Source organism: Rhizobacter sp. (assembly GCA_021153565.1).
Taxonomy (GTDB): Bacteria; Pseudomonadota; Gammaproteobacteria; order Burkholderiales; family Burkholderiaceae_C; genus Albitalea.
The window spans coordinates 1-11,876 of record JAJKJU010000144.1 but is presented as its reverse complement, the minus strand read 5'-3'; the positions used below and the strand labels follow the sequence as shown (position 1 = coordinate 11,876).

Sequence of the window (11,876 nt, the reverse complement as noted above, 5' to 3'; positions counted from 1 at the left end):
GCGTGTCCGTGCGCGAAGCATGGAACGTCAGCAAGAGCGCTCATGGCCCATGGCGAATCTCGCAAACCCCGGCACTATCGGTGGCGATGCCAACGAGTTTCCTCAGCGCAATGGGCCTGCCAGAACTGGCGCCAGCCAAGGCCTGACGCGCATGCATTTAACGCAGCGAACCGCCGTGTACGTGACCCGTATGCACGGTGGTGTGGGAGGGAGGGGCCGTGAGGTTCCTTCCTATCCCGATTCGACGTCACCAAACACCCACCGCGCGTCGTAGCCTTTGGGCTACACTACACGCATGCGCGTTGAGAAGACCCACGAGTATCGCGACTGGATCGACAACCTCAAGGATCCGGCAGGTCGTGCTCGCATCTTGATGCGCGTTGATCGGCTCATCCACGGCAATCCAGGCTCGCACCGCAACTTGACGCATGGCGTGTCAGAGCTGAAGGTCGATGCAGGTCCCGGCTACCGCGTGTACTAAGCGCAGCGCGGCGACCACTTGCTCCTTCTGCTCATCGGCGGCGACAAGTCTACGCAGGCCAAAGACATTGCCAAAGCCATTCGCCTCGCAAAGGCATACGGAGATTGACCATGGCCACAACTGCTCGCAGGAAGCCCACAAAGCTGAAGGCCTCCGCCTACGATGTGGCGGAACATCTACGCACGCCAGAAGAGATGGCAGCCTATCTCGATGCCTGGCTCGAGCAGGCACCAGACGATGTGTCCGGCATTGCCCGAGCGCTGGGTGATATTGCAAGAGCCAAAGGTATGAGCCAGGTCGCTAAAGAAGCCGGGCTCAGCCGGGAGAGCTTGTATCGAGCCCTTAGCGAAGGCGGCAACCCGAGCTTCTCCACGGTGCTCAAGGTCGCTCGGGCGCTCGGAGTGCGTCTACACGCTCAACCGGCTTGAGCCACGGTGCGAGTGACGTCGAACCCTTCGCTCGAGCGGCGGACGGCGGCATGGCGCCCTGGCCGCGAGGCGCTGTGGTACATGTTGCGCCTCGCGGCCAGGGCGCCATGCCGCGTCCGCCGCTCAGCTCAAACGTTCGCATCAAACCGACCCGCACAAGATGCCTCTATCTGCTGAACTCCAGTGTCCCGTAGGGGACAGGCCGTGAAAGCCTTGCAGGAATGCCCGTCACTGGTCTCCGCTATTGCGGAGGCGGTTTCCCATGAGGGGAACCTTCGCATTGATGTCCTGTCGCTGCTGCTGGCCGAAGATCTATACGGCGAGAAGTATCCGATCTCGAAGGAAGACTTCGCCCTCTGGTCTTCCGCAAATGCAATGCCAATCCTCTTCGAAGGCGACCTCGGTTCGGCGGAGTTCACCGGGTACATCGGCACCTGGAACCTTGAGTTTCTCCGGTGGCTGAAGGCCGTTTCTGTCGCCACGGGCGAGGAAGTGTCCATCTACTATGACCACGAGCGCGGTGATACGCCGTACGAGGGCGCATGGTGGTGCTCAAGCCCGGCATCCGTCGAGGGTGAAGTCGAGATCTTTGGAATCGAAAGCAACGACGGAATGGATGAACCGCAGTGGCGGCGCGAGGTTGTCCGCCATGCTGATGGTCAACTCGAGGTCCGCGGCGAATGACCGTACGTATTGCTTCGGCTAAAACGCCTAGACAAGATGGCTTCGTGAACTCGGGCGGCCCGTCCCCTGCAACACCGTAGGTTGCACGCCGAGGGCGTGCCGAGCCACACCAATTCACCGGACCGATGGTCGGTCGGGTCGTTGCGACTTTGCGAGGAGACGAGCCATGAACCAATCTATCACGACCCTGTACGTGGATTTGGACGTTCACAAGGACTGGCCGGTACCTCCACAGGGGACTTCCACCCCATAAGTTCGCGCCCATGCTTGGCGCACACCCTTCGCTCGAGTGGACGCGCTGCGGCATGGCGCTTGGCCCGCGAAGCCGCGGTTCTTATCATCGGCCTCGCGGGCCAAGCGCCATGCCGCAGCGCGCCCCTCAGCTCAAACGTTACAAGACTTCCATGGTCGGCCTCCTTGTCCTAGGCATCGCTGCTGTTTGGTTGTTCGTCGCAGCGTGGATTGCGCGTCGGGCGTCGAACTGGTTCCCGCTGCGCACAGCGTCCGGCGTAGTTGGCAGCATCGCATTCGTTTGCGCAGCCGCATTGCACTTCGCGGATGAAGTCATCGGAAGGTGGCAGTTTCAACGGCTGTGTGCTTCAGAAGCAGTTGTCTGGGTACATCCAAACGCGGCAAAGGTCATCGCTGCACGAGATGCTTCAAGGTCCCAGGATCTCGTTGGATTCGTCTTCCCGATCCAAGAGCAAGTGTCAGAGTATGTCGACTCAGTCACCGGAGAACCGTTTCTCAGAGTCAAGGCGTTTCACACGCCCGGCGGCTTCATCATGCGCGCTGGCCTCAACATGGGTAGCTCAACGGCGTGCTGGCCGGAGCGCTGGACTGAACCATATCGGACGCTACGACTTGACGAACTGCTCAAGCGCGGAAAGACGTGACGCCAACACTCAATTGAACCGCGTACCTGACGCGATGAATCCGAACCGGCGAGCGACCCGCCTTGGGTCCGTGTTCTGCCCGCCTCACTCGCAGCAAACGAAGGACGGACTCCACGTCTGTTCCTGACCTTGGGTCACCAAGCAGTAGGCCTGTTGCGCGACAAGCTTGTCAGCCGCACGATCTCCCGAACGGACTTCTTGCCTCGTAAGCCTTGCTACCGCTCTCTCAGCGCATACGCCTTGCCCTTGAGAATGGGCTTGAGCAAGTAGGACATGACGGTCTTCTTCCCCGTCAGCACGTCCACCTCCGCGGTCATGCCCGGAATGATTGGCATCTTCGCGTTGTCGTTGAACTGCGATTGAGTGGTCCGCACTCGCACCAGGTAGAACGCGTTGCCGCGCTCGTCGACGATGGTGTCGTGGCTGATGTTCTCCACCTTCGCTGCTAACCCCCCGTAGATCGAGAAGTCATACGCCGTGAACTTCACGGTCGCGTCCTGCCCGGGGTGGATGAAGGCAATGTCCTTGGGCTGCACCTTGGCCTCGAGGACGAGGTTGTCGTCCAGCGGAACAATCTCCACGATGTCTTTGCCCGGCTGCACGACGCCGCCCACGGTGTTGGCCAGCAGCCGCTGCACGCGGCCGCGCACGGGACTCTTTACCTGGGCCTTTTCCACACGGTCGGCCAGCGCTACAGCGCCTTCGTTGAGTGCGTTAAGTTTGCCCATGACTTCGGACAGTTCCTTGCGCGCATCGTTGCGGAAGGTGAGTTCCGTTTCCTGAATCTTTCTTTGCGCCTCGCCGATGGCGGCCTGCACTCTCGCGATTTGCGCACCGGCTTGTTCTGCTTCGCCACGGGCGCGTGATACGTCGCGTTCGAGGCGGAGGATGTCGACTTCCGACACGGCGCCGGTGGCGAGCAGCGGCTTGGTCTTGGCGAGTTCCTGCTGGCCGAATTCGGCCTGCTTCTCGGCCGATGCCTTGCGAGAACGCATCTCGCTCAATTCCTGCTGCCGCTGCTGCAGTTGCTGTTCGTTGATGGCGAGCATGGTGCGCAACTCTGACATGCGCATTTCATACAGGCGCCGCTCTTCTTCCACTGTGCGCATTTCTTCCTGGTTGTTGTCGCGCACCGCGGGAGGCTTGAACGCCGCCCCTTCGGCGATCGCGCGCAGCCGGGCCTGTCGCGCCTGCAGTGCAAAGCCCTGCGCGGCGCTTTCGCGCACGCCAGAACTGGCACGCGTCTCGTCGATCTTCAAGAGCCGCTGGCCGGCTTCGACGACTTCGCCCTCGCGCACGAGAATTTCAGTGACGATGCCGCCGTCGAGCGACTGCACCACCTGGAGCTGCTTGGACGGAATGACCTTTCCGTCGCCGCGTGTGACCTCTTCGACGTGCGCCAGAGACGCCCACACGATCATCATCAGCAGCACGACCACGGCGGCGCGGACGATCTTCTGCGCGCGATGCGTCTTGTCGCGCGACATGACGACATCGGCCTCTTGTTCGAAGTTGCGAAAGCCGGTTCTGCCGGCCGGCATCTGTTGTGCATCGGGGCCGAAGATGCGCTTGGTGAGTGGCTCGATCGCGATCCGGATGGGCTCGAGCACGAGCAGAACGACTTGGCCTGCGCGGATCAAGCGCTTGTTCGTGGCGCCTTCGGGCGAGGCTCCCGACCCCGCCAGCAGGTTCGCCTTGTTCTCGTTCATGCGGTTGTCCTCAGCCTCTGAGCCTCTGTGCCTCTCATGCGGCGCGCGCAATGCGCCCGCTCGCCAGGGCTTCCATGATGCGGTCGCGCGGCCCGTCGGCCACGATCTTGCCGCCGTCGATCACGATCACGCGGGTCACCATCGCGAGCATCGAGGTGCGGTGCGTCACGAGGACCACGGTCTTGTTCTGCACGAAGCTGTTCATGCGCGCGGTGATCTGCGCTTCGGTCGAAAAGTCCATCGCGCTCGTGGGTTCGTCGAGCAGCAGCAGCGGCGCGTTGTGCAGAACAGCGCGCGCCAGGCCGACGCTTTGCCGCTGCCCGCCCGAGAGCGACTCGCCGCGTTCTCCCACAGTCATGTCGAAGCCGCGCGGATGGTGGTTCACGAAGTCGGTCATGCCCGCGACTTCGGCCGCGGCCACAATGGCGGAGTCGTCCGCATACGGCAAGCCGAAGGCGATGTTCTCGCGCAGCGTGCCGTAGAAGAGCGTGACGTCCTGCGACACGTGGGCGGTGTTGCGGCGCACGTCGGCAGGGTCGAGTTGCCGCAGGTCGATGCCGTCGAGCAGAACGGCGCCGTCGGTGGGTTGATAAAGACCCATGATGAGCCGCTGGATGGTCGACTTGCCCGAACCCACGCGGCCGATCAGCGCGACGCGTTCACCCGCCGCTATCTTGAAGCTCATGCCCTCCAGGGCCGAATCCCGCCGGTTCGGGTAGCTGAATTTGACGTTGCGAAACTCGATGTCGCCGCGCAATTGCGGCCGTTGGATGAAGGTCTCGCCGGGCGGGCGTTCGACCGGCTTGTCCATGATCTTGTTGAGCGAGTCCAGCGCAGTGCGCGCGCTCTGGTACTGCAGCAGCAGTCCGACGATCTGCCCCGCGGGCGACAGGGCGCGAGACGACAGCATGTTCGCCGCGATCAACGCGCCCATGGTCAGCTCCTTCTGGCCGATCAGGTACACGCCGATCAGGATCATCGTGACCGTGACCAGTTGCGCGATCGAGCTCGTCGTGTAGTTGGCCGCCGAGGTCAGCGCGCGCGTCTTGACGTTGGTCGTGGACAAGAACTCGTTGGTCCGCTCCCATCTGGCCTGGATGACGCCCTCGGCCCCCTGGGACTTGATGGTCTCGATGGCGGTCAGGCTTTCGATCAGCGTCGCATTGCGCAGCGCACTTGCCTTGTAAGTCGTCTCGGACAGCTCGTGCAGCCGGTGCTGCAGCACATAGCCCATCACCAGGATGACGACGAACGCCACGATGACCGGCACCGTGAGCCAGGGTGAGATCCAGGCCATCACCACCACGAAGAGCAGCGCAAAGGGCAGGTCGATCAGCGCCGTGACTGTGCTCGATGCAATGAAGTCGCGCACCTGCTCGAAGCCGCGGAGGTTCGACGCGAACGAGCCCACCGACTCGGGTCGATGTTCGAGCCGCATGCCCAACACCTTCTCCATCAGCGTGGACGAAAGCTGCACGTCGATGCGCGCACTCGCCTCGTCGACGAAATGGCTGCGCAACAGCCGCATGAAGAGATCGGCGCCGAGGATCAGCAGCACGCCGATCGACAAGGCCCAGAGCGTCTCCACCGCGTTGTTGGGCACCACGCGGTCATAGACGTTCATCGAGAACATCGGGAAGGCGAGGGCGAAGACGTTGATCAGCAGTGCCGCCCACAGCACGTCCCGGTACACGAAGCGCTGCGTGAGGATGGCACTCCAGAACCAGTGACGAGCCGCAGGCTTGCGAACTTCCGGCGTACGCGCGTCGAAACGGAAATGCGGGCGGACGAAGATCGCGACACCGGCATAGCGTTGCGCCAGGTCGTCATGGGCGAGCGTGACCGACCCCTGGCCGGTTTCAGGCAGCAGCACTCGCGCCTGAAGGGCAACGCTTCCGTCTTTGTCCCACCCGAGCAATACGCAGGCCTTGTTGTCCTTGAGGACGAGGATCGTGGGCAGCACCGCGTTGTCGATGCGCTCGAGTGCCGTGCGCTGAAGCTTGACCGACATGCCCACCCTGGCCGCGGCGCGCTCTGCAAGGTCGAGCGTCAGCCGCCCGCCATTCTCGGTATCCAGCGGCAGCCCGGCCGACAGCGACGCGCGAGAGGCCGTCTTCCCATGCAGCCGGCAGACCTCGATCAGGCAGTCGAGCAACGGATCGGGATGGATCAGATCCTCTCGCAAACGCTGCACGGTTCCCGAGGTGGTGGTGGGTGTGCTTGCGCTTGCGCTTGGATTGGTCATGGTCAGTAGATGTCGGCGCAGTGGACTTCGTACTGACCGCGGCGTCGATCGTCGAAGTAACGTGTGAGTGTTTCTCTCACAGTACGGAACGCGAGTTGGTCCCAGGGAATCTCGTCTTCGAGAAACAGGCGGGCCTCGATGGTCTCGGGGCCCGGTGCGAAGTCTGTGTCGCGCAATTCGGCACGGTAGAAGAAATGAACCTGTGCTACGTGAACGACGTTGATGACCGTGAAGAGCCCGAGCAGGTCGACGCGCGCGCCGGCTTCCTCCACCGTTTCGCGAACGGCCCCTTCGGCGCTGGTCTCGCCAAGTTCCATGAAGCCAGCCGGCAGCGTCCACAAGCCGTATCGCGGCTCGATGTTGCGGCGGCAAAGGAGCACCTTGTCGTTCCAGATCGGAACCGTGCCCACCACATTGATAGGGTTCTCGTAGTGGATGGTGCCGCAGACCTTGCAGATCGCGCGTTCGCGGTTGTCGTCGAGAGGTATGCCGTAGGGCGCCTCGCCGCCACAGACCTTGCAGTACTTGATGCTGCGTGCTTCGAACATCGCCCCAGTTTAGCCGCGCAAGCAAGTTGCCAACACTGGCATGGCATCATCTCGCGAGCATTCTGGAGGCTTTGTTCGTTCATGGCATATGTCATTCCCATTCCCCGCGTCGCATCGGTCCCCGTCAAGGGCGGCTCGGCCGGCGATGAGTTCCCCGTTCACCGCATCTACTGTGTCGGCCGCAACTATGTCGACCACGCCATCGAGATGGGCCACACCGGCCGCGAGACGCCGTTCTTCTTCATGAAGCCAGCCGATGCGGTGCTGCCCGTCGTCGAAGGCCAGGTGGGCGCAATGCACTACCCGAGCCTCACGAAGAGCCTGCATCACGAGGTCGAGCTGGTGGTGGCGATCGGCAAGGGCGGCCGCGACATCCCGGCGGCCTCGGCCATGGAGCATGTGTGGGGCTATGCGGTCGGGCTCGACATGACGCGTCGCGACTTGCAGAACGACATGAAGAAGCAGGGCAGGCCGTGGTGCATCGGCAAGGGCTTCGACGAGGCCGCACCCATCGGGGCCGTGGTGTCGGTGGCGAATTGCAGCGTCAGTCCCGACACCCGCATTGAACTCAGGGTCAATGGCGAGGTGCGGCAGACAAGCACCATCGGCAAGCTGATCTGGAGCATTCCCGAGATCATCGAGCAGATGTCGCAGGCGTGGGAGCTGGCGCCAGGGGATTTGATATTCACGGGGACGCCGGAAGGTGTTGCCGCCGTGGTCGCAGGAGACACGCTGAGCGCCCGCATCGATGGCGTCGGCAGTCTGGAACTCAACATCATCGGAGGCTGATGCCGTGGCTTTGCAGCTCTACAACTATTTCCGCTCGTCCGCTTCTTACCGGGTCCGTATCGCGCTGGCCCTGAAGGGTCTGAGCTACGACTACGTTCCCGTGCACCTGCTCAAGAACGAGCAGCTCAACCCGCCTTTTTCCGACATCGCGGCGGCAAAGCTCGTGCCGCTTCTCAAGGATGACGATCACGTTTTGGCCCAGTCGCTCGCGATCATCGAATACCTCGAAGAAACGCATCCTGAGCCGCGTCTCTTGCCAGGCGACGCCTTCGCCCGGGCGCGCATTCGCGGCCTTGCGCTCGACATCGCTTGCGAGATTCACCCGATCAACAATTTGCGTGTGCTGCGCTATCTTGTTCATGAGATGAAGATCAGCGACGACGACAAGAGCCGCTGGTACCGGCATTGGGTCGAGACGGGACTCGACACGGTGGAGCGGCAGTTGGCCAGCAGCAAGGACACCGGCCGTTTCTGCCATGGCGACGCACCCACGCTTGCCGAGTGCGTTCTTGTGCCGCAGATCTTCAACGCGCAGCGCATGGACTGCCGCCTCGATCATGTGCCGACGGTCATGCGTATCCACGACGAGTGCATGAAGCATGAGGCCTTCATCAGCGCACAGCCTTCCGCCTGCCCTGATGCATCCTGATTGGCTCATTCCCGACTGGCACGCGCGAGGTGTCGGCGCGGTGATGACCACGCGCCGCGGCGGCTTCAGCCAGCCGCCTTTCGACAGCATGAACATCCGTGTCGGGATCGGCGACGATCCGCAGGCGGTGCACGACAACCAGCGCCTGCTGGCCGAGGCCATGGGCGTGACGCCGGTGTATTTGAATCAGGTGCATGGCACGACTGTCGTGCGCCTCACGGCTGCAGATCTGAAGTCTGGGGCGCCAATCCACGCGGCGGATGCAAGCGTCACGACCAAACATGGCATCGCCTGCGCTGCGCAGGTGGCCGATTGTCTGCCGGTGCTGTTTGCAGCGCCGGGCGCGGTGGGTGCAGCGCACGCGGGCTGGCGGGGCTTGGCTGGCGGCGTGCTTGAAGCCACGGTGAAGGCGGTGTGTGAAGCGGCTGGGTGTCAAGCAGGCCAGGTACAGACATGGCTGGGCGCGTGCATCGGCCCGAGGCACTTCGAAGTGGGCACTGATGTCCTCGAGGCTTTCCAGGTGGATCCGGTGAAGGGCTCACCTTGGTTCCGAGTGCACGCTGATGGCAAATGGATGGCCGATCTGCCCGGACTGGCCCGCGACCGCCTCGCCCGACTTGGCGTGGCATCGATCAGTGGCGGGCATTGGTGCACGGCCGACGACCCGGCCAGGTTCTTCTCATATCGCCGCGATAGAACGACGGGGCGGATGGTCGCCGTCGTCTGGCTGCAGTAGTCCGGCCGTGGCCCGGATGAAATTCGGGATCTGCCTTCGCGAACACCCGAACCCGGGTTTCACCCGGGCGAATCTTCTTTCTTGGCAGCCGCCTCTTCAGGCTGTTGCGCCTCTTCCTTTGCCTCCCAGGCCCGCTGCACACGTCTTCGGTGCGGTGTTCGCATGAGGTACATGACGATCGACAGCGGCAATACCCCGTACAGCAAGAAGGTGAACAACGCGCCCAAAACGGTGCCGTTGGAGCTCGTCGCCTCGGCGACGGCCATCATCAACACCACGTATACCCATGCGATCGCTACGAGATACATGCCAAATTGTGAAAAGCAAAATTACAATATGAAAAATTCTGGATCACGACACCGCCGCCGACTCGACATCTTCAACCGGGTCGTCAACAGTTCCATGAACCGGCGTACAACGTGAATCACATCACATTCCGACTCTGAAGAAGCGAGCAGACGAGTGAGCAGCAATGAGACAGCAGCCCAGGCCGACGCCGCCATGGGCTCATTCCCCGAATTTGACGAATCCGCGCGCGCATTCGGCTCGAACGTTGGCGACATCTTGAAATCCATGTCCGGCCTGAGCCTTCCGCTCCCCGCCGTGAGCCAGGTCCAGTCCGAATACCTGCGGCAGGCCACCGACCTCTGGAACCAGTCGCTCCAGCGCCTGCAGGCCCCTGCGAAGAATGAGTCCAAGTCAACGGCGAACATCGGCGACCGCCGCTTTGCCGCGCAAGACTGGATCGATAACCCCGGCGCCGCCTACATGGCGCAGATGTACCTGCTGAACGCGCGCACCCTGCTGCAATTGGCCGAACAGGTCGAGGGCGATGAGAAGACCAGGCAGCGCATTCGCTTCGCCGTGCAACAGTGGATCGAAGCGGCTTCCCCCAGCAACTACCTCGCACTCAACCCCGAGGCCCAGCGCAAGGCGCTCGAAACCAAGGGCGAAAGCATCGCCCAGGGTCTGCAGCACCTTCTCAAGGACATCCAGCAAGGCCATGTCTCGCAGACGGACGAAAGCGTCTTTGAAGTGGGTCGCAATGTTGCGACGACCGAAGGGACGGTGGTGTTCGAGAACGAGCTGTTCCAACTCATCGAATACAAGCCATTGACCGCCAAGGTGCACGAAAAGCCGATGCTCTTCGTGCCGCCTTGCATCAACAAGTTCTACATCCTCGACCTGCAGCCGGAGAACTCGCTCATCCGCTACACGGTGGAGCAGGGACATCGCCTCTTCGTCATGAGCTGGCGCAATGCCGACGACAGCATGCAACAGCTCAGCTGGGACGACTACATCGAGGAAGGCCCCATTCGTGCGATGCGCGTGGTGCAGGACATCGCCGGCTCGGACACGATGAACACGCTGGGCTTTTGCATCGGCGGCACCATCCTTGCGACCGCGCTTGCGGTGCTGGCGGCCCGTGGAGAAAAGCCCGCGGCCAGCATGACGCTGTTGACTACCTTCCTCGATTTCGAAGAGACCGGCGTGCTCGATCTCTTCATCGACGAGGCCGCCGTGCAAATGCGCGAGATGACCATCGGGGCTGCGAGCCCGAACGAGGGCGGCTTGCTCAAGGGGAGCGAACTCGCATCGACTTTCAGCTTCCTGCGCCCGAATGACCTGGTGTGGAACTACGTGGTCGGAAACTACCTCAAGGGCGAAACGCCGCCGCCCTTTGACCTGCTGTACTGGAACAGCGACAGCACCAACCTGCCGGGCCCCATGTTCTGCTGGTATCTGCGCAATACCTACCTCGAGAACAACCTCATCGAACCGGGCAAGCTCACGGTGTGCGGCGAGGCGCTCGACCTGCGTCTGGTTGATACGCCGGCCTACATCTATGCCTCGAAGGAAGACCACATCGTTCCCTGGGATGCCGCCTACCGCAATACGCAGGTGCTCACGGGCAAGAAGCGCTTTGTGCTGGGGGCATCCGGGCACATCGCCGGCGTGATCAACCCGCCTGCCAAGAAGAAACGCAGCCACTGGATCAGCACCGCCCTGCCATCCAAGGCCGACGCCTGGTTCGACAAGGCAGGTGAGCACCAGGGCAGCTGGTGGCCCGACTGGGCCGAGTGGCTCAAGAGCCATGCCGGCAAACAAATTGCAGCGCCCAAGACACCGGGCAACCGGCAATACAAAACCATCGAACCCGCACCCGGGCGCTACGTCAAGCAAAAGGCCTGATAGCCCTTCGTTTTCATCTCTCGTTCTTGAATCTTGGAGACTGACATGACCGATATCGTGATCGTTGCCGCCGCACGGACCGCAGTGGGCAAGTTTGGAGGTACCCTGGCCAAGACGGCAGCGTCGGAACTGGGTGCTGCAGTAATTACCGACCTGCTCAAGCGAGCCAAGTTGAGCGGCGAGCAGATCAATGAGGTGATCCTTGGCCAGGTGTTGACGGCCGGCGTGGGTCAGAACCCCGCCCGCCAGGCAGTGATCAAGGCCGGGTTGCCCAGCGGCGTGCCGGCGATGACCATCAACAAGGTCTGCGGCTCGGGCCTGAAGGCAGTGATGTTGGCCGCGCAGGCCATTCGCGACGGCGACTCCGAAATCATCATCGCTGGTGGCCAGGAAAGCATGAGCATGTCGCCGCACGTCCTGCCGAATTCGCGCGACGGCCAGCGCATGGGCGACTGGAAGCTGGTCGACACGATGATCACCGACGGCCTGTGGGACGTCTACAACCAGTACCACATGGG

At 62.3% G+C, this 11,876-nt stretch carries 13 protein-coding genes; 9 read left to right on the top strand and 4 right to left on the bottom strand.

All coding sequences use genetic code 11. From position 1 onward, the window contains the following. Positions 1–295: 295 nt before the first annotated feature. The 4 genes from AC30NL_RS08725 to AC30NL_RS08710 all read left to right on the top strand — a co-directional run bounded on the left by AC30NL_RS08725 (position 296) and on the right by AC30NL_RS08710 (position 2,489). Positions 296–481, top strand: a complete 186-nt coding sequence (locus AC30NL_RS08725; protein ID WP_489463609.1) for a type II toxin-antitoxin system RelE/ParE family toxin — start codon at positions 296–298, stop codon at positions 479–481. A gap of 110 nt (positions 482–591) precedes the next feature. Continuing rightward, positions 592–909, top strand: a complete 318-nt coding sequence (locus tag AC30NL_RS08720; RefSeq protein ID WP_489463608.1) for an addiction module antidote protein — start codon at positions 592–594, stop codon at positions 907–909. A 204-nt stretch (positions 910–1,113) separates the two neighbouring features. Then, positions 1,114–1,593, top strand: a complete 480-nt coding sequence (locus AC30NL_RS08715) for a hypothetical protein (RefSeq protein WP_489463607.1) — start codon at positions 1,114–1,116, stop codon at positions 1,591–1,593. A 362-nt stretch (positions 1,594–1,955) separates the two neighbouring features. After that, a complete protein-coding gene (locus tag AC30NL_RS08710) occupies positions 1,956–2,489 on the top strand; it encodes a hypothetical protein (protein WP_489463606.1) in 534 nt (177 codons plus the stop codon). A gap of 215 nt (positions 2,490–2,704) precedes the next feature. Here AC30NL_RS08710 and AC30NL_RS08705 read toward each other — a convergent pair whose 3' ends face one another. Genes AC30NL_RS08705 through AC30NL_RS08695 form a run of 3 tightly spaced genes read right to left on the bottom strand, consistent with a single transcriptional unit; the run spans position 2,705 to position 6,991 of the window. Beyond that, entirely contained in the window at positions 2,705–4,198 is a 1,494-nt protein-coding gene (locus AC30NL_RS08705; protein WP_489463605.1) for an HlyD family type I secretion periplasmic adaptor subunit, read from the bottom strand. Between the two features lie 34 nt (positions 4,199–4,232). Beyond that, the gene (locus AC30NL_RS08700) at positions 4,233–6,443 is read right to left on the bottom strand and encodes a type I secretion system permease/ATPase (protein ID WP_489463604.1); all 2,211 of its coding nucleotides are present in this window, start codon (positions 6,441–6,443) and stop codon (positions 4,233–4,235) included. A gap of 2 nt (positions 6,444–6,445) precedes the next feature. Next, positions 6,446–6,991, bottom strand: coding sequence for an NUDIX hydrolase (locus AC30NL_RS08695; protein ID WP_489463603.1), 546 nt, complete (start codon positions 6,989–6,991; stop codon positions 6,446–6,448). 81 nt (positions 6,992–7,072) lie between these two features. Here AC30NL_RS08695 and AC30NL_RS08690 point away from each other — a divergent pair, with 81 nt between their 5' ends. Genes AC30NL_RS08690 through pgeF form a run of 3 tightly spaced genes read left to right on the top strand, consistent with a single transcriptional unit; the run spans position 7,073 to position 9,165 of the window. Next, positions 7,073–7,780, top strand: a complete 708-nt coding sequence (locus tag AC30NL_RS08690; RefSeq protein ID WP_489463602.1) for a fumarylacetoacetate hydrolase family protein — start codon at positions 7,073–7,075, stop codon at positions 7,778–7,780. A gap of 10 nt (positions 7,781–7,790) precedes the next feature. Continuing rightward, positions 7,791–8,429, top strand: coding sequence for a maleylacetoacetate isomerase (gene maiA / locus AC30NL_RS08685; protein ID WP_489463611.1), 639 nt, complete (start codon positions 7,791–7,793; stop codon positions 8,427–8,429). Further along, complete coding sequence (gene pgeF, locus AC30NL_RS08680; RefSeq protein WP_489463601.1) at positions 8,419–9,165, top strand: peptidoglycan editing factor PgeF; 747 nt, start codon at positions 8,419–8,421, stop codon at positions 9,163–9,165. The genes maiA and pgeF overlap by 11 nt, the downstream gene beginning before the upstream one ends. 59 nt (positions 9,166–9,224) lie before the next feature. Here the strand turns inward: pgeF and AC30NL_RS08675 are convergent, their stop codons facing one another. Next, positions 9,225–9,473 carry a hypothetical protein gene (locus AC30NL_RS08675; protein WP_489463600.1) on the bottom strand — a complete coding sequence of 83 codons (249 nt, stop codon included), beginning with the start codon at positions 9,471–9,473 and terminating at the stop codon, positions 9,225–9,227. A gap of 193 nt (positions 9,474–9,666) precedes the next feature. Here AC30NL_RS08675 and AC30NL_RS08670 point away from each other — a divergent pair, with 193 nt between their 5' ends. Then, positions 9,667–11,358, top strand: a complete 1,692-nt coding sequence (locus tag AC30NL_RS08670) for a PHA/PHB synthase family protein (protein ID WP_489463610.1) — start codon at positions 9,667–9,669, stop codon at positions 11,356–11,358. Positions 11,359–11,403: 45 nt separating this feature from the next. Beyond that, positions 11,404–11,876, top strand: a 473-nt coding sequence (locus tag AC30NL_RS08665) for a thiolase family protein (RefSeq protein ID WP_489463599.1), incomplete at its 3' end; no start/stop codon positions are given.

What these genes read in the sequence shown, in the direction of transcription:
- pgeF (WP_489463601.1), top strand. Translation starts at nt 8,419, where the DNA reads ATGCATCCTGATTGGCTCATTCCCGACTGGCACGCGCGAGGTGTCGGC.
- AC30NL_RS08725 (WP_489463609.1), top strand. Translation starts at nt 296, where the DNA reads ATGCGCGTTGAGAAGACCCACGAGTATCGCGACTGGATCGACAACCTC.
- AC30NL_RS08700 (WP_489463604.1), bottom strand. Translation starts at nt 6,443, where the DNA reads ATGACCAATCCAAGCGCAAGCGCAAGCACACCCACCACCACCTCGGGA.
- AC30NL_RS08670 (WP_489463610.1), top strand. Translation starts at nt 9,667, where the DNA reads ATGGGCTCATTCCCCGAATTTGACGAATCCGCGCGCGCATTCGGCTCG.
- AC30NL_RS08695 (WP_489463603.1), bottom strand. Translation starts at nt 6,991, where the DNA reads ATGTTCGAAGCACGCAGCATCAAGTACTGCAAGGTCTGTGGCGGCGAG.
- AC30NL_RS08675 (WP_489463600.1), bottom strand. Translation starts at nt 9,473, where the DNA reads ATGTATCTCGTAGCGATCGCATGGGTATACGTGGTGTTGATGATGGCC.
- AC30NL_RS08710 (WP_489463606.1), top strand. Translation starts at nt 1,956, where the DNA reads ATGCCGCAGCGCGCCCCTCAGCTCAAACGTTACAAGACTTCCATGGTC.
- AC30NL_RS08720 (WP_489463608.1), top strand. Translation starts at nt 592, where the DNA reads ATGGCCACAACTGCTCGCAGGAAGCCCACAAAGCTGAAGGCCTCCGCC.
- AC30NL_RS08690 (WP_489463602.1), top strand. Translation starts at nt 7,073, where the DNA reads ATGGCATATGTCATTCCCATTCCCCGCGTCGCATCGGTCCCCGTCAAG.
- AC30NL_RS08705 (WP_489463605.1), bottom strand. Translation starts at nt 4,198, where the DNA reads ATGAACGAGAACAAGGCGAACCTGCTGGCGGGGTCGGGAGCCTCGCCC.